The organism is Flintibacter sp. P01028 (assembly GCF_041925235.1).
Taxonomy (GTDB): Bacteria; Bacillota; Clostridia; order Oscillospirales; family Oscillospiraceae; genus Lawsonibacter; species Lawsonibacter aceti.
Genome location: NZ_JBHEVC010000011.1, coordinates 15,937 through 30,733, shown reverse-complemented (window position 1 = coordinate 30,733; position 14,797 = coordinate 15,937). Strand labels below are relative to the sequence as shown.

Here is a 14,797-nt window from a genome sequence, read left to right as displayed (position 1 = left end):
AAAAAGATGGAGCTAGTGGAGATCGGAAAAAATATATTGACCAGTTGTATGAATGTTCGGCCAAAGGAGCAGGTACTGGTGGTAACTGACGATGAAAAGTATGCTATTGGCCAGGCGCTGTATCAGGCGGCCAAGGTGTTGGGATCGGAGGCTATGCTGATGACCATGTCTCCTCGGGCAGTGTCGGGTCAGGAGCCACCCGCTGCGGTGGCCGCCGCCATGAAGGCTGCAGATGTGGTCCTTTGCCCTATGAGTACATCCATTACCCACACCCGGGCCAAAATCGAGGCTGCGGCGGCGGGAGCGCGGATTGCCACGATGCCAGGTATCACAAAAGATATGTTTACCAAGGGTGCTATGACTGCTGATTATAGGCGGGTCATGGAGTTCACCGAGCGAGTGGCAGAATTGTTAACTAAGGCCAGCACGGCTCGTATCGAGAAGCAGGGGCGTGTTATGACACTAGATCTCCGGGGCCGGCCCGGCGTATCCAGCCCCGGCATCTATCGAGAGAAAGGGCAGGCGGGAAATCTTCCTTCGGGAGAGGCCTATATTGCTCCAGTAGAGACAGGGGCCAACGGCAGCATGGTGATTGACGGCTCCGTGGTTGGAATTGGTCTGCTAAAAGAACCTCTGGAGGTAGAAGTAAAAAACGGGGTCCTGCAAAATATTCGGGGCAAAGAAGCGGAAAAATTGGACATCCTTTTGAAAAGCAGAAATAATGCTACATTGTGTGAGTTGGGAATTGGTACCAACTATGCTGCTGGACTGGTTGGCATCATCCTGGAGGACGAAAAGGCCTATCAGACTGTCCATATCGCTTTTGGAACCAATGTGGGATTTGGTGGCAACAATCAGGCAGACTGCCATATCGATGGCATTATTAAAAATCCCACATTATATCTGGATGACAAGTTGGTAATGCTGGACGGAGTATTCCAGATCTGAAGGGATAGTTATGCTATGGAAACAGCCCAGTTTACTCTATGGGGAAGCCAGTGTCAGCAAATGATTGCCCACTGCATTGCAACAAGTGGCATTCTGACCCCCTATCTGGAGCATGGCCAAATTCTATTTAAGGGTTCTTCAACAGTGTCCTGCCTATCTAAACTGGTGACAGGTGACACCCTTCGTATCTGCGGGCGGTGGACAAAAAACGGCATGAAAGGGGCGTTGCATAAGTGCAAAGGGGCTCATTTCATGCTATATCGGCAGGGGAAAGCTCAAAAAGTGGATGATTGTTTGGAGCAGACCATGAAAGGCCTGGGTCCGGAGACACTATTTATTACCGGAGCAAATGCCTTGGATGCTTTTGGTCACGCTGCGTTGCTCATCGGAAGCCCGAGTGGGGGCGGCTATGGCATCTGCATGCCCTATCTATACACAGAGGGTATCCAAACATTAATCCTGTCCAGCGTATTGAAGCTGATCCCGGGCGATTTGACCCAGATCATGAGCCATGTGTCTATGCGGCGTTGTGGATTCTCTTATGGCATGGCCTGCAGTCTTGCCCCTATTCCTGGGGAGATTATAACAGAAATTGAGGCTATTCAATTTTTTGCAAAGGTGCAAGCTCAGATTTTTGCAAAGGGCGGGTTTTTCGGCGCCCAGGATTCAACAGCTATTCAGATTCAGGGAGAGCGGGATCAAGTGGAGCGAGTTCTTACGTTGGTAGAGTATATAAAGACCTTACCAGAGGAACCGCCAGTAGATCACGACAGCCTAGATGAGTGTAATTTTCCTTGCTCGGAGTGCGGATCCCATCACAGTTGCGGATATTCTGGCCGGCAAAATATTTTCCACAAAATTGGGGGAAAAGAGTGAATAAATTGAAAACATATAAAGTGGGCCTGATTCGGGTCTTGACCACAGAAGACGAGGAACTGCTACAGCTGCATGGAAAGCTTATCGAATCCTATTTCCCCATGCTGCAAGTAGTGTCCCGATGCATTCCCGATCAACCAGAGGGAATTCATGATGATGTGACATTTACTTCTGGTGTACCCAAGGTAGTGAAGCTTGCCGTGGAGTTGTGGCAGGAAGGGTGCCAAGCCATTATTGTCAGTTGTGCTGGTGACCCGGGAGTTGCAGAGGCAAAACAGGCAGTGCCTATTCCGGTTATTGGAGGCGGTGCCAGCACTGCCGCACTGAGCACATTTTTTGGCAGCTATCCAGCTGTCCTAGGTATTACTGAAGATGTACCAGAGAGCTACCATCGGATATTGGGTGATCGAATTGTGAACAATGCAAAGGGAGATGGGGTGGAGAATATTTTAGACTTGATGACAGCCAAGGGGTACGAGGCTACTATGGAAAAGGCGGCTGCACAGAAAGCACTGGGGGCTGATGTAATTGCTTTAAGCTGCACTGGAATGTCCAGTATCCAAATTGCCTCATCGATAGAGAAAGCAGTGGGAATTCCTGTTTTAGATCCTGTTATGTGCGAAGGACTATTAACAGTATTTGAATTGCTGCGAAAAGGAATCTAAACTATGCGTCTCTGCCAACCACCTTTCTGCGATTGGATGCCCACACCCGTTGTTGCAGAATCGGTATCACGAGCAGCAAACAGACATATCAAAAATTAGCGCACAACACCGAACGGTATGCTGGCAATTCCCCAGTTTTATTCCTTGTTGGCAATTATATACCAGACTGTAGCGCTTGGCAGAATCTTCCTTATCAATGGATCAGAGGGCAACTTGGAGCGACTTTCAAGGAATACTGTTGGCGCAGGGCCTTTGACGAGAAAAAACTGTCTGGGCCGCCGCCTCGGGGATAATAAGGTTGATTTTCTCCTTATGTACCACAATGTTCTCCCTCTGTTTCAAAAATTTCACCTTTGAATAGGCACAGAGGTACGACCGCAAAGCCGCACCTCTGTGTCGTGAAATCAAAAAGGAGGATCGTTTAGCCAGCCCAAATCTTTTTATCCGTAGGGATGTATATATCGGGCACTCGATAGGAAATGCGGCTCACGTTCATCACGTGTGTGTACCACAGATTTTCGCTGATGATGTTGTTGCCCCAGGTACCGCAGCCCAAGGTGGTGGTGGGGTTTAGGCCGTTGTCCATGGCACCGCCCAGAGCAGTGCCGCCCACCTGGTTGACCGCATAGCGGGACACATTTACCACGCCGGGGACCGCTTCAATGTGCTTCTGAGTATTAGAGTGGATCACCACACTGTGGTCAGGTTGGCCCGAGCAATTTCCATGGCCTCATCCTAGGTGTCATGCAGGAACAGCGCCAGCATGGGGAATGGGTTGAGACGGGTAATCATTGTTGGTGTTGGGGTTTGAAGCGCTGCTATTCGAACTGGAACCTGGGGAGCAGGCGGTGAGGATTGCCGTCAAGGATGCGGCAAAGGCAAAAGCTTTTACGATTGACTTTCTCATAAATAATCTCCTCTCTTCTCATATCCATACAAAAACTTTCTTTGGTACAGTATCTTCCAAGTGCAAATCGCTTTATTCTTCCAAGGCCTTCTCCATCGGCTTTTTCTCCTCAAACTCCGGCATCTCAGCGGTCATGACTCCGCCCACGATATACCGGTTCCGGGGGAGTTCGTCCACGATGACCCGGACCTGCCTGGGCTTGGCGTCGAAGTTCCGGATCATAATCTCAGAAATCTCCACCATGGTCTTCTCGATGACCTCCTTAGGCTTGCCTTTGGGCATCTGAATGTTGCACATGTAGGGCATCCTGTTTCACCTTCTTTGAAAAATCTTTAGGTTTTCCGTCAATCATCAAATGGGAGCCTTCCCATCTGTCCAGCAGGTGGCATCGAACGTCCCGCTTGCCGCACCCAAGGTTTTCGCTGAGGATCTCCGTCACCCAGTTCATCAGCATGTTCTTGGCCTCCAGGCTACGGCCGGGGCCGCAGTTGAAGACAACTGTGGGGGGGCAGACGGCCTCTGCACTTGCCGCCCTCATAGATTTTTTCCGGGTCAGACTCGTAGATCCCGATGCGCACCATGAGGGGCGCAAGAATGTCCGCCGTGGCGGCTGTGATTTCCCGCAGGGACTTCTCCACCGCCAGGTCGTCCAGCCCCTTGGGCATGGACATACGATAAAACGGCGTACTTGGTTCCTCCTTAAAAATCCATCTCGATGGCATTGTATTTGATTTTGCCCTGATAGATGGTAGCCATCGGAGTAAACTTCACCGGACCCGGGTAGGTCAGACCGAAGGCGTCGCAGAACTCGCGCTCCCCGAACACCTATGCCCACATGACCGCCTCGGCTCAACGGCAGGCGGCGGAGATGATGAAAAACGCCCTCTCCGCCAATCTATAACCTTATTCAACCCAGAAAATTTCCCGTATGGGTCAAAATTTGAAAGCCAAAAATAATCCGCTGGAATCAGGCGATTCCAGCGGATTTCTGGTTGCGGGAGTAGGACTTGAAACTACGTGAGCTACGCTCTGAAGTTCAGTTTGGGCCTTTTCAGCGCTTTCCGGGCCTGTCCCAACCGAAGGCAGGTACTCTCCAAGTCTCTTTGCCCCGTTGCCTCCATTGATTTTTTCCTATTCTGGTTCAAGTTACGGGTCAGAAGATGTCAAGCAACGCAAAAACTTCTATAAAAAAGACAAAGAAAGGATCACAGAACAACCAAAAAATGTTTTATCAAAGCAAGGGCACCAATATCCAGAATAGCTGGTTTTCTCTCTGCTCTATCTAAACTCCAAGCGGCCAGACTGTCAAGAGGGTTTTCGAGGTACGCAGGTCACCAAGAGTCCCTCCTCATTCTCCTTGGTAAAACCTTGTGTGCAATTCTGTACGAAAATGCAAGGGAAAGCACACGGAGACGATGGGCCCCCGCCCGTAGCAACTCTACGGCCTTGGTTTTTGTGTAAGTTGGAGGAACATTCTCCGCTCATCCAAGAAGATTCATCAGAGCGGTTAAAATCAATGCATTGACCACATCGATAATCACGGAACCAACGCCTGGCACAACAAAGAACGCAGTGGGCGAAGGTCCCCATTTCTTTGTAAATGCCTGCATATTCGATACTCCATTGGGCATAGCCCCTAAACCAAAACCGCAGAAACCTGTTACCATCACGGCCGCATCATAATCACGACCCAAGATGTAATAGCCCACAAAAATCATAAAGATTGCGATGAACACAACCTGCGTGGCCAGGGTGACGATCATGGGGACCGCCAAATCAATTAGCTGCCACAGTTTCAGAGACATCAGCGCCATAGAAACGAAAAGGGATAAGCTAATATTACCCAGACAATCAATTTCCGGCAGAGGAGTTTCAAATTTTCCGGTGTAGGTGCTGACATTGCGTAGCACCACACCCATGACCATGCCTCCTACATAGGAGGGGAACGTGATGCCCACCATCTTCAGCAGCAAGTAGATAATAGTGCCCACGCCCATACATAAAATGATCTGATTCACTGCGGAAACCATACCTTTGGCACTCAGTGGGATCTCCATTTCATGGGTAGACGCTTGTGTCGGGTCCTCTCGGCGGGCAGCAGCAGTTTCAGCTAATCCGTGACGGCGGACCAGGAAGTTGCCCACAGGACCGCCAACAAGTCCGCCACTGACCAGGCCAAAGGTTGCAGCGGCCAAACCAACTACCAACGCCCCCTCACAGCCATAATTTGTTTCAAATAGAGGAGCAAAGGAACCTGCAGTACCGTGTCCACCGGTCATAGATGCCGAGCCGGTACACAGCCCCAGAAGAAGGTCGATGTCGAACAGCTTGGCCAGTCCAACTCCGATAGCGTTTTGGAAGATTACCAGCAGTGTCAGCAAAACAGTAAACTGAATGGCGCGCTTTCCGTATTTCAGCAATACTTTTACATCGCAGGTAAAGCCGACAGCGGTAAAGAACACCGTCATAAAAACATTTTGTAGGGTGGTGTCCAGTTCGAGCAGAAACATCCCTGACTGGTGGCCGAAAAGGACAACAAGCGAGAACAGGATGCCTCCTACCACAGGATCAGGAATACACAGCCGATCCAGCACCTTAACGTAGCGCTTGATACCCTTGCCGGCAAAGAGAACGATCACGGCTACGGCCAAAGTTTGTAAAATATCCAAGGGGATTGTCATATGGAATCTCCTTTCATAATATGGTTAAAATCCGAATCTCAATCCCTGTAGCGTGAAACGTCGCAGGGATTGAACGATATCGTTCAGACTAGGCGGGTGCCCTCATTTAAGTAGGTTAGCAGGTCCTCCTTGGACATATTGTCAATGCCCAGATAGGCCAAGGTGTAGCGGCTGTCCTGGAAGAAGTTCTTCTTGTGCATGGCGCCGGCCAAGACAATCATGGAGTCGATAATGGGTGTGGGCACGCCGTACTGTACGCCCAAGTCGTGGTAAATTTTGCACCCAATGGGCACATCCTCGGTCATGTAACGGTGATGGATGGTGTTGGGGCCTGTGTTACCCTCGTTGGAGGGCTGATCCAGCGGGAAGACCACGTTGTCGTTGCCGTTCTCGTCTAGGCCCATGTACTCCTGAGTCAGTACGCTGCGGCGGGAGAAGAACATCTCATACTTGTACTCAGGGCAACCCACGCCGATTGCCTTGGCCAAGGCAATTTCTTCGTTATAAAACTGATACTGCACCTCGCAGATAGAGGGGCACAAGCCGTGGGAGTACATAGAGTAGGTGGTCTTATCGTTGCCGCAGAAGATAACGCCCCAGTTCTCCATGGTGGACACGCCCAGCACAGTGGCGGGGACATGAATGACAGGGTTGACGTTTGCAAAGTCAACGTCCAGAATGGTGTTGGCTTTGGAGGGGCCGTCGCCTCGAGTTACGGCATCCATGCAGGGCAGATACTTGGAGGCCTCCAAGAAATCATCGGTGTCCTTCATAGGCAGAGCAGCACCCCGCAACGTGATGGCGCGGTATTTGGCACTTACATGGGGGAACTGAAACTTACCGATGGACTCAATCCGGGTGCCGTAGGGGGCGGAGGACCAACCACCCACGATAACCTTCTTAGCGCAGCCCATTTCCTGCATCAGGCGGCGTAGAAGTAGGCAACCAAAGTTGTCGGCGAAGATATTGATTACCTGACCATCCTCTAGATGGGGAATTAAGGCCCGGAAGGTTGCTTCATGCCCCCAAGAGCCCATAGCAATAACAATATGGCCCACACCCTTTACGGCGGCGGCGATGTCGCTGGTCACCAAGTCGAAGAAGGCCCGCCCAGAGCGCTCAAAGCAGTACTTGTTGCGCTGAACACCGTCCAGAAGGATGCCGGTCTTTTCCACGTCTTTCAGGGAACTGGCGGCGAAGGGCATAGCGTCATAGAGGCGTACCTCCTTACCAGCCAGTTTCATGTCAGCTGCGCAGGTCTTACCCACGGCGCCCCCGCCCAGTACCGCAATTGGCATATCCTGCAAATACTCCATCTTACTCATATCTTGCCTCATCCTTTCATAAGTTACAATTTTTTTAAAATGGCATCATTATTTTGTTGCAAATTCAATAATATAGTGCTAATATTAATTTGTAAAACGAATAGTTTAGATGAAGTTCATTCGATTTTTCGATTAAATAGAGGATAGCTTATGGATGAGCGTACACTTCGTGCATTTACAAAAGTAGCGGATCTAAAGAGTTTCACAAAGGCTGCAACCGAGCTCGGCTATGTGCAATCTACCATCAGCAATCAAATCAAGCAGTTAGAATGCGAGCTGGGATTTCCGTTATTTGACCGAATTGATAAAAAAATTTACCTGACCTCCCTCGGTCAGGAATTCCGTTCCTATGCTGATTCGATTTTAGAAAATATACATCGATCTGTCATGTTAGGAAAATCGGACAAAGAAATACACGGTGTCATTCGTGTGGGCGTTTTGGAATCGCTGTTATTCAGCACATTGGTCAACATATTGCCGCATTATGCCAGCCAATGGCCCAATATTGAGATTCAAATTAAAATGGGTCGGACAAAGGACCTCCAAGAGTGGCTCAGGCTAAACCAATTAGATATGGTTTACCTGTCTGACGACTTAAATTCTGATCCGGATTTTTTCTGTGCTTATCAGCATAAGGAGACACTGGCTTTTGTATCCAGTCCCAACCACGAATTGGCCGGTCGTGAGCAGATAGCCTTGGAAGATTTTTTCTCGTACCCCCTGGTCGTGACAGAGCGATCCGGCATCGTTTACCGAAAACTGCAACGCCTTGCATATTCTTGCGGGATGCTGCCTAAGAATTCACTGGTGGTGGACAATACAAAGGCGATTGCCGAAATATTAAAAAACAGTGAGGGGTTGACTTTCCTTCCCGAATATTCAGTCAGGCGTGATATAGAGAGCAACACTCTGGTCAAGTTGAACGTCAGCGTTGCACCGCAAATTTATTTCAGCCAAATCATCTACCACCGCGGAAAGTGGGTGGCATCCTTTATGAAGGGTTTTATAGATCTGATCCGAAGGCAGCATACACTTTAACCGTATTTTATGCTCAGTTCGTTTTTCCGTTTTGTGGACCATATGAGCCTTTGCGATCTCTGCCCCGTAAGAACAGAAACTGAGTGGTGGGGTAGAAAAAGATATTTTAGAACGACAAACTGCACTTTTCCCTTTGCGTCTCAAATGTAACTGTGTCAAAAAGAACATAGCCGGCGCACAGTATCCGGCGGCCTTGCCAATTTGACAAACGGAAGGACGAACCGTGGGGTTGAAAAAAGTGCAGTATAAAGGCAGGTTCTCAGACGACCACCGCAGGAACTACTTCTGCTCGCAGTGCAGACAGTTACGAGAGCTTTCACAGTGTATCAAAAGCGGGGGCAAAATTTGGCCTGTGATATCACTTCTGCGATCGTCATCCCCCGGACACCTACTGTCACAAAGAAAAAGCAGGGGAATCTGTCTGTCCTTTTCTATAAGAGATACCTTTTTCGGACTGGACACCTCATCCCCAAAATTGCGCCGCCTAATCAAAGATAAAAGTTCTCCCTGGGATCAAAAGAGCGACGTTTAACAAAGAGAATGTGCGAAAACCCAAAAATGTGAATCGTTTGATGACTCTGCGCCATTTTCCGTCTATTTCCCGTTTCCTTGGTATTGTGTGTCGTTACAAAGGAGATGGAACAACATGGGAAAACACGGAGCCGACAGGAAGGGCAATCTCCAGAAACGGAAGGATGGCCGTTGGGAGGGACAGTACACCGCCACCCCTGGAGACCGGGGCTATATTGACAACTACATCAAGATAAACATCAGGAAGATCTCGCTTGGGCAAGCTCGCCTCTCTAGAGCTACAGAAGTTCCGCAAGAGGCTGCTGAACAGCGGCCGAGTGAATCGGGGCAAGAGCAAAAGCCAGCCATGCCAAGACGGTCAGAAACCTCCACCAGATTATTACCTCAGCTATGAAGCTGACAAAAGAGTTGGAATCAACTTTCGCTGGCCCAGCCTAGAGTTGCCGCCATACCCAAGGGGAAGTACAGGGAGATGACACCCCCCCGGTGGAGCAGCTGGGCTACTTTCTGCGGAAGGCAAGGGACATCGGTGTGTTCGAACTCTACTCATGGAGTTGGCCACCGGAGTACGGAGAGGTGAACTTCTAGGTCTGAAGGTGGGAGGACCTTGACTTGGAACAGGGCGACCTCCGGATACGGCGGCAAATTGCCCATATTAATGGAGAGGTGGTGCAGGCCCCACTGAAAACAAAAAACGCCTACCGCATCCTGCCTCTGGAAAAGGATATGGTAGACATTCTGAATCAGCAGAAAAAGAAAGTCGGGGAAGGCCCCTGGGTGTTCCCTAGTACCACAGACGGTCCCATCTCTCCAGACAGCGTCCTGCACATGCTCCACCGGGTGCTGAAACGGGCAGGACTACCCAGAAGTCAGGTTCCATGATCTCCGGTATATCTTCGCTACCCTGGCCCCGCAAAACGGGGTAGATATGAAAAACGGTGTCCGGGATGCTGGGGCACCTCTCTGCCGGGTCCACCCTGAACACTCCAAATTTCCGTATGGGCCGGAACCTAGGTCAGATTTGAAAGCCAAAAATAAAGCTCACAAAAAAGTCGCAGAAAGCAAAAATAATCCGCTGGAATCATGTGATTCCAGCGGATTTCTGGTTGCGGGAGGAGGACTTGAACCTCCGACCTCCGGGTTATGAGCCCGACGAGCTACCAACTGCTCTATCCCGCGATATGGTGCCGGAGACCGGGATCGAACCGGCACGGGATCGCTCCCACGGGATTTTAAGTCCCGGGCGTCTGCCAATTCCGCCACTCCGGCATGGGTGGCTTCCGATCTTCTTTTGAAGGCTAGAATAGTTTACCATATGAAATGGACTATGTCAAGTCAAAAAATATCTTTTCTTTTCCCCATAGTTCCCCTCGGCTGGATGTACAAAAACGGACACATATCCCCACAGGGCCCGCATATACTGATATGTATATCCCTTCTCCCCGCCATCTGCTGATGAACTGGGAGAGACATAACTGGAGGAACCAATTATGGATGAACACAAGACCCCTATTTTAGAGCTGCCTGAGCGTTCCGCCCCCAAGGACGATCTGGATGATCTGATCTTCCGCGGAGAGGGCTGGCTGGCCAGTGATCGTTAGGGGGCCGTTCACGTCTGGAACGGCCCTCATTGATTCCTTTCTGGGCGAGGGCAGGTTTTCCTTTACTTTTGTTTCCAGCTCATATATAATAATTGGGCCTAAAACCAACTTGTCCCCGGCTATTCCGGGAGTTTACGAGAGAGAGTTGAGGACCGCATGCTCCAATTTGATGAATATAAAGTCAAGCTGAACAACCTGCTCCCCGCCCTGAAGGAGCTGGCTCAGGCCCTTGATCTGGATGGGGCCGAGCGCGAGCTGGATATGCTCCAGGCTGAGTCTGCCGCCGACGGCTTTTGGGACAACCTGGCCAAGGCCCAGAAGGTCCAGCAGCGGATCAAGAACCTGCAGGACAAGGTGGACAGCCAGAAAAAGCGCCAGAGCCAGTGGGACGACCTGATGGCCCTGTGCGAGATGGGCAACGAATTTGAGGACGAATCCCTTATCCCGGAGCTCGAGGATGGCTTCGCCCATCTGGAGGCCGATATGGAGACGGCCCGTTTGGAGACGCTGCTCACCGGCGAGTACGACCGCTCCAACGTGATCCTGACCATTCATCCCGGCGCCGGCGGGACTGAGGCCCAGGACTGGGCACAGATGCTTTACCGGATGTACACCCGCTGGACCGAGCGCCACGGCTTCACCTATCAGATCATGGATTACCAGGAAGGGGACGAGGCCGGCATCAAATCGGCCACTATCATGATTGAGGGGAGCAACGCCTATGGCTACCTCAGAGGAGAACACGGCGTTCACCGGTTGGTGCGGGTGTCCCCCTTTGACGCTAATGCCCGGCGGCAGACCTCCTTTGCCTCCGTGGAGGTCATGCCCGACCTGCCCGAGGATGTGGAGATTGAAATCCGCCCTGAGGACATTGAGATGCAGGTCTACCGGGCCAGCGGCGCCGGCGGCCAGCACGTCAACAAGACCTCCTCCGCAGTCCGTCTCATTCACAAGCCAACTGGCGTGGTGGTAGCTTCCCAGCAGGAACGCTCCCAATTCCAGAACAAGGACAACTGTATGAAGATGCTCCGGGCCAAGCTGGTGGAACTGCAGATGCAGGAGAAGGCGGAGAAGATTTCCGATCTAAAAGGCGTCCAGCTGAAGATAGAGTGGGGCAGTCAGATCCGCTCCTACGTCTTCATGCCCTACCAGATGGTGAAGGACAACCGCACCGCCTATGAGACCAGCAACATCAACGCCGTAATGGACGGCGATCTGGATGGCTTTATCAATGCCTATCTCACGGCGGAGGCCACAGGTAACTGGGCCACCAAATAATAAGCAGCCTGCCGGAGCTCTCTGGCAGGCCGCTTTTTTATATCCTGGTTGTATCAGCTTCCCGCTTCTGATATACTGGAGGTACCACCAATAAAAAGAAAGGCGGGATACTATGAAATACGAGATCAAGGGTGAGCCCACCCCGGTAGTTATCTGTGAACTGAGCGCGGGGGAAAGTATGATCACCGAAAAAGGCTCTATGGTTTGGATGAGCCCTAATATGGAGATGCAGACCTCGGCAGGAGGCCTGGGAAAAGCCTTTGGTCGGATGTTCTCAGGAGAATCCATCTTTCAGAACATCTATACAGCCCAGGGCGGTCCGGGGATGATTGCTTTTGCGTCTAGCTTTCCAGGCGCTATCCGGGCTGTGGAGATTACTCCGGATCGGCCCATCGTGGTCCAGAAATCTGCCTTTTTGGCGGCCACCGATGGGGTGGAGCTCTCCGTCTTTTTTCAAAAGAAGTTAGGGGCCGGCTTTTTCGGCGGCGAAGGCTTTATTATGCAGAAACTTTCTGGCCGCGGAACCGTCTTTTTGGAGATCGACGGCTATGGTGTGGAATACGATCTGGCGGCCGGACAGCAACTGATTGTAGATACAGGAAATCTCGCTGTTATGGACACCAGTTGTTCCATTGACATCCAATCCGTAAAAGGAGTCAAAAATATGATCTTTGGCGGTGAGGGGTTGTTCAACACCGTTGTCACCGGTCCGGGGCACATCACGCTCCAAACCATGCCCATCAGCGCCTTTGCCGGGGCTATCTCCTCGGTGCTGCCCACCAAGGGATAGAATCGTTTTACCCTGTCAGGTGTATCTCCCGGAATCTTTTTCCCTTTCAGGCCCTGTGTACCGCCCCCTCTTGACATCGTCCCACTTCTGATAGAAAATGTGAGTATGGCGTCCCATGCAGTGACCAGCGGTCAAGAAGCTTTGATCCGCATGGCACTGGGGTCCATTCAAAGGATGGTGAGGTCTTGTCCAGAAATCCTATGTCCTGATCTATGATTTGTCTACAAAAAATGTACAAACAATAAAGGAGCAGCGCTATGTTAGTAATGGATTGCACCCTGCGAGATGGGGCCAATGTGGTAGGCAAGGGCTTCGATGCCCGGCTGACCAAAATGATGATCGAGGGAATGATCGCCGCGGGTATCACCACCATCGAAATGGGAAACTGTTTGGGTCTGGGCGCATATGAGGCCAATGGTTCTATTGCCCCCTGCACAGACGAGGAGTATCTCCAGCTGATACAGCCTTATCTGTCCCAGGCTGAAATCGGTATGTTTCTGGGCTATAAGAACGCCACCCAGCCCAATGTGGATCTGGCTGCCAGATATGGGTTGAAATTTCTCCGCATCGGCGCTAACGCCGGCGACGGAGCAGGAGCCTGCGAGGGAATCCGGCGGGTAAAGGCTGCCGGCATGAAGTGCCGTTACTCTTTGATGAAGGCCTATGTCCTGTCCCCCAAGGAGTTGGCAGAGGAAGCCAAGATGCTAGCTGACTGCGGACTGGATGAGATCACTATCATGGACTCTGCCGGTACCATGATGCCCCATGAGACAGAGGCCTATACCAAAGAGCTGGTCGCTGCTGTGGATATCCCTGTAGCATTCCACGGCCACAATAATCTGGGACTGTCCGTAGCCAACGCCATCGCCGCCGCTGAGGCCGGGGCCACCGTCTTTGACTGCGGCCTGCTGGGCATGGCCCGCAGCGCCGGCAACTGCGCCACTGAACTTCTGGTAGCCACTTTCCAACGGCTGGGTTATTTTAAGGACATTGACCTCTACAAGCTGCTGGCCTTCCTAGACGGTGAGTTAATCCCTGCCATGGAGGAATACAACTACCACGTGGCAGTTAAGCCCTTTGACCTGATCCTGGGTCTGGCGGGCTGCCACTCCAGCTTTACCAAACGGTTTCAGAACATTGCCGATGAAATGGGCGTGCCTCTATATCAACTGATCGTAGAAGTATCTAAGCGGGACCAGAAGGCCCCCAGCGAGGAACTGATTCGCCAGATCGCCGCGGATCTGGTCTGATTTCCAACAGTCTATATTCGCTTCAAATCCGGACGATTTCCGTTCCCTAGAGGAAGATACATTTATAGCCAAAGAACGTTTAAAAAATGTGCGTCCATGCTGAACATGGACGCACATTTTTTACCGCTTTTACCGCACCACTATATTCTCCGATATCTCACACAGAGCCTGGGACGCCTCCATGTCGAAGCGGTGGCTGCGGGCCAGATCCGCCAGGGAGATGACGCCTACCAGCTTGCCTTTTTCAACAACAGGAAGCCGGCGGACCTGCTGGGTGGACATGAGCCGGGTGGCCTCCCGGCAGTCATCTCCCGGAGCTACTGTGGCACAGTTCCGGGTCATAATATCCCGGACCATGGTCTGGGCCGGGTCCTCCTCCGCGGCGATGCAGCGCAGGACGATATCCCGGTCCGTCACCATTCCGCGCAGCCGGCCGTCGCTGGAGCAGACCGGAAGTGAGCCTACATTGTGCCGGCTGATGAGCCGGGCGGCCAGGGAGGCCGAGGAGGTTGGCTCGATGGTGACCACGCTGGGATTCATCAGTTCTCTTACTTCCATGTAAAAACCGCCTTTCCGGTAAAAATTGGTCTTGCACCAGTTTGTCCGGAAAGGCGGTTTTTTATTCTGTCTCCTGAATCCTATTTATCTCCCGAATGACAAATCGGCCGCCCTCATTCCTACGGACAGAGATCACTTTTTGGATATTCTCTGGTCGATTCGGTAAAATACCTCACCCAGCACAGAGCATATGGCAAAAAACAAAATGATCTTGACCGGTTCAAACTTGGGCAGCAGCACAGCGCCCAGTCCGCCGCCCACGATCAGCGCCATAACCAGCAGCAGCGACCTTCTGAAACGCATGATAACCGCCTATCTTCCATCACTTTTTCTCTATGGAAAACGCTTC

Annotated in this window: 18 protein-coding genes and 2 tRNA genes; 8 read left to right on the top strand and 12 right to left on the bottom strand. The window is 51.4% G+C overall.

Features of this window, described 5'->3' with window-relative positions:
- Positions 1-6: 6 nt before the first annotated feature.
- Genes ACEVJK_RS13565 through ACEVJK_RS13555 form a run of 3 tightly spaced genes read left to right on the top strand, consistent with a single transcriptional unit; the run spans position 7 to position 2,489 of the window.
- Entirely contained in the window at positions 7-948 is a 942-nt protein-coding gene (locus ACEVJK_RS13565; RefSeq protein WP_374740798.1) for an aminopeptidase, read from the top strand.
- A 15-nt stretch (positions 949-963) separates the two neighbouring features.
- Complete coding sequence (locus ACEVJK_RS13560; protein ID WP_374740797.1) at positions 964-1,824, top strand: hypothetical protein; 861 nt, start codon at positions 964-966, stop codon at positions 1,822-1,824.
- Positions 1,821-2,489, top strand: coding sequence for an aspartate/glutamate racemase family protein (locus ACEVJK_RS13555; RefSeq protein WP_340406059.1), 669 nt, complete (start codon positions 1,821-1,823; stop codon positions 2,487-2,489). Before ACEVJK_RS13560 ends, ACEVJK_RS13555 begins: the two co-directional genes overlap by 4 nt.
- A 421-nt stretch (positions 2,490-2,910) precedes the next feature.
- On the opposite strand, the gene ACEVJK_RS13550 is transcribed toward ACEVJK_RS13555, so the two are convergent.
- From ACEVJK_RS13550 to ACEVJK_RS13515, 8 genes are all read right to left on the bottom strand, one after another.
- On the bottom strand, positions 2,911-3,180 hold the full coding sequence (locus ACEVJK_RS13550; RefSeq protein ID WP_374740796.1) for a hypothetical protein: 270 nt from the start codon (positions 3,178-3,180) through the stop codon (positions 2,911-2,913).
- Between the two features lie 51 nt (positions 3,181-3,231).
- Entirely contained in the window at positions 3,232-3,396 is a 165-nt protein-coding gene (locus ACEVJK_RS13545; protein WP_186853361.1) for a hypothetical protein, read from the bottom strand.
- A 72-nt stretch (positions 3,397-3,468) separates the two neighbouring features.
- Positions 3,469-3,693 carry a tautomerase family protein gene (locus ACEVJK_RS13540; RefSeq protein WP_340406053.1) on the bottom strand — a complete coding sequence of 75 codons (225 nt, stop codon included), beginning with the start codon at positions 3,691-3,693 and terminating at the stop codon, positions 3,469-3,471.
- The gene (locus tag ACEVJK_RS13535) at positions 3,659-3,850 is read right to left on the bottom strand and encodes a hypothetical protein (RefSeq protein ID WP_340406051.1); all 192 of its coding nucleotides are present in this window, start codon (positions 3,848-3,850) and stop codon (positions 3,659-3,661) included. The genes ACEVJK_RS13540 and ACEVJK_RS13535 overlap by 35 nt, the downstream gene beginning before the upstream one ends.
- A 16-nt stretch (positions 3,851-3,866) precedes the next feature.
- Entirely contained in the window at positions 3,867-4,067 is a 201-nt protein-coding gene (locus ACEVJK_RS13530; protein WP_340406049.1) for a hypothetical protein, read from the bottom strand.
- A gap of 28 nt (positions 4,068-4,095) precedes the next feature.
- On the bottom strand, positions 4,096-4,221 hold the full coding sequence (locus ACEVJK_RS13525; protein ID WP_279287590.1) for a hypothetical protein: 126 nt from the start codon (positions 4,219-4,221) through the stop codon (positions 4,096-4,098).
- A gap of 656 nt (positions 4,222-4,877) precedes the next feature.
- Positions 4,878-6,077 (bottom strand): sodium/glutamate symporter, encoded by a 1,200-nt coding sequence (gene gltS / locus ACEVJK_RS13520; protein WP_186853364.1) that lies wholly within the window; start codon positions 6,075-6,077, stop codon positions 4,878-4,880.
- Positions 6,078-6,160: 83 nt separating this feature from the next.
- Positions 6,161-7,402: an NAD/NADP octopine/nopaline dehydrogenase family protein gene (locus ACEVJK_RS13515; RefSeq protein ID WP_340406046.1), complete on the bottom strand. Its 1,242-nt coding sequence runs from the start codon at positions 7,400-7,402 to the stop codon at positions 6,161-6,163.
- Positions 7,403-7,552: 150 nt separating this feature from the next.
- Here ACEVJK_RS13515 and ACEVJK_RS13510 point away from each other — a divergent pair, with 150 nt between their 5' ends.
- Positions 7,553-8,440, top strand: a complete 888-nt coding sequence (locus tag ACEVJK_RS13510) for a LysR family transcriptional regulator (protein WP_374740795.1) — start codon at positions 7,553-7,555, stop codon at positions 8,438-8,440.
- 1,143 nt (positions 8,441-9,583) lie between these two features.
- On the top strand, positions 9,584-9,853 hold the full coding sequence (locus ACEVJK_RS13505; protein ID WP_374740794.1) for a hypothetical protein: 270 nt from the start codon (positions 9,584-9,586) through the stop codon (positions 9,851-9,853).
- A gap of 221 nt (positions 9,854-10,074) precedes the next feature.
- On the opposite strand, the gene ACEVJK_RS13500 is transcribed toward ACEVJK_RS13505, so the two are convergent.
- A tRNA-Met gene (locus ACEVJK_RS13500) sits at positions 10,075-10,150 on the bottom strand.
- Between the two features lie 3 nt (positions 10,151-10,153).
- Positions 10,154-10,240 (bottom strand) — tRNA-Leu (locus ACEVJK_RS13495).
- A gap of 488 nt (positions 10,241-10,728) precedes the next feature.
- Between ACEVJK_RS13495 and prfB the strand changes: the two genes are divergently transcribed.
- The 3 genes from prfB to ACEVJK_RS13480 all read left to right on the top strand — a co-directional run bounded on the left by prfB (position 10,729) and on the right by ACEVJK_RS13480 (position 13,890).
- Complete coding sequence (gene prfB / locus ACEVJK_RS13490) at positions 10,729-11,850, top strand: peptide chain release factor 2 (RefSeq protein ID WP_186853368.1); 1,122 nt, start codon at positions 10,729-10,731, stop codon at positions 11,848-11,850.
- Between the two features lie 112 nt (positions 11,851-11,962).
- On the top strand, positions 11,963-12,640 hold the full coding sequence (locus ACEVJK_RS13485) for a TIGR00266 family protein (RefSeq protein WP_147573460.1): 678 nt from the start codon (positions 11,963-11,965) through the stop codon (positions 12,638-12,640).
- Between the two features lie 257 nt (positions 12,641-12,897).
- Complete coding sequence (locus ACEVJK_RS13480) at positions 12,898-13,890, top strand: 4-hydroxy-2-oxovalerate aldolase (RefSeq protein ID WP_147573461.1); 993 nt, start codon at positions 12,898-12,900, stop codon at positions 13,888-13,890.
- 129 nt (positions 13,891-14,019) lie between these two features.
- On the opposite strand, the gene ACEVJK_RS13475 is transcribed toward ACEVJK_RS13480, so the two are convergent.
- Together ACEVJK_RS13475 and ACEVJK_RS13470 are read right to left on the bottom strand one after the other, a co-directional pair.
- Entirely contained in the window at positions 14,020-14,448 is a 429-nt protein-coding gene (locus ACEVJK_RS13475; RefSeq protein ID WP_147573462.1) for a CBS domain-containing protein, read from the bottom strand.
- Between the two features lie 132 nt (positions 14,449-14,580).
- Positions 14,581-14,751, bottom strand: a complete 171-nt coding sequence (locus ACEVJK_RS13470; RefSeq protein ID WP_240286580.1) for a hypothetical protein — start codon at positions 14,749-14,751, stop codon at positions 14,581-14,583.
- Positions 14,752-14,797: the final 46 nt, after the last annotated feature.

Excerpts from the sequence above, each read along its gene's own strand:
- ACEVJK_RS13470 (WP_240286580.1), bottom strand. The coding sequence starts at position 14,751 with ATGCGTTTCAGAAGGTCGCTGCTGCTGGTTATGGCGCTGATCGTGGGC.
- ACEVJK_RS13535 (WP_340406051.1), bottom strand. The coding sequence starts at position 3,850 with ATGCTGATGAACTGGGTGACGGAGATCCTCAGCGAAAACCTTGGGTGC.
- ACEVJK_RS13560 (WP_374740797.1), top strand. The coding sequence starts at position 964 with ATGGAAACAGCCCAGTTTACTCTATGGGGAAGCCAGTGTCAGCAAATG.
- ACEVJK_RS13510 (WP_374740795.1), top strand. The coding sequence starts at position 7,553 with ATGGATGAGCGTACACTTCGTGCATTTACAAAAGTAGCGGATCTAAAG.
- ACEVJK_RS13515 (WP_340406046.1), bottom strand. The coding sequence starts at position 7,402 with ATGAGTAAGATGGAGTATTTGCAGGATATGCCAATTGCGGTACTGGGC.
- ACEVJK_RS13565 (WP_374740798.1), top strand. The coding sequence starts at position 7 with ATGGAGCTAGTGGAGATCGGAAAAAATATATTGACCAGTTGTATGAAT.
- ACEVJK_RS13475 (WP_147573462.1), bottom strand. The coding sequence starts at position 14,448 with ATGGAAGTAAGAGAACTGATGAATCCCAGCGTGGTCACCATCGAGCCA.
- prfB (WP_186853368.1), top strand. The coding sequence starts at position 10,729 with ATGCTCCAATTTGATGAATATAAAGTCAAGCTGAACAACCTGCTCCCC.
- ACEVJK_RS13545 (WP_186853361.1), bottom strand. The coding sequence starts at position 3,396 with ATGAGAAAGTCAATCGTAAAAGCTTTTGCCTTTGCCGCATCCTTGACG.
- ACEVJK_RS13530 (WP_340406049.1), bottom strand. The coding sequence starts at position 4,067 with ATGTCCATGCCCAAGGGGCTGGACGACCTGGCGGTGGAGAAGTCCCTG.
- ACEVJK_RS13485 (WP_147573460.1), top strand. The coding sequence starts at position 11,963 with ATGAAATACGAGATCAAGGGTGAGCCCACCCCGGTAGTTATCTGTGAA.
- ACEVJK_RS13480 (WP_147573461.1), top strand. The coding sequence starts at position 12,898 with ATGTTAGTAATGGATTGCACCCTGCGAGATGGGGCCAATGTGGTAGGC.
- gltS (WP_186853364.1), bottom strand. The coding sequence starts at position 6,077 with ATGACAATCCCCTTGGATATTTTACAAACTTTGGCCGTAGCCGTGATC.
- ACEVJK_RS13540 (WP_340406053.1), bottom strand. The coding sequence starts at position 3,693 with ATGTGCAACATTCAGATGCCCAAAGGCAAGCCTAAGGAGGTCATCGAG.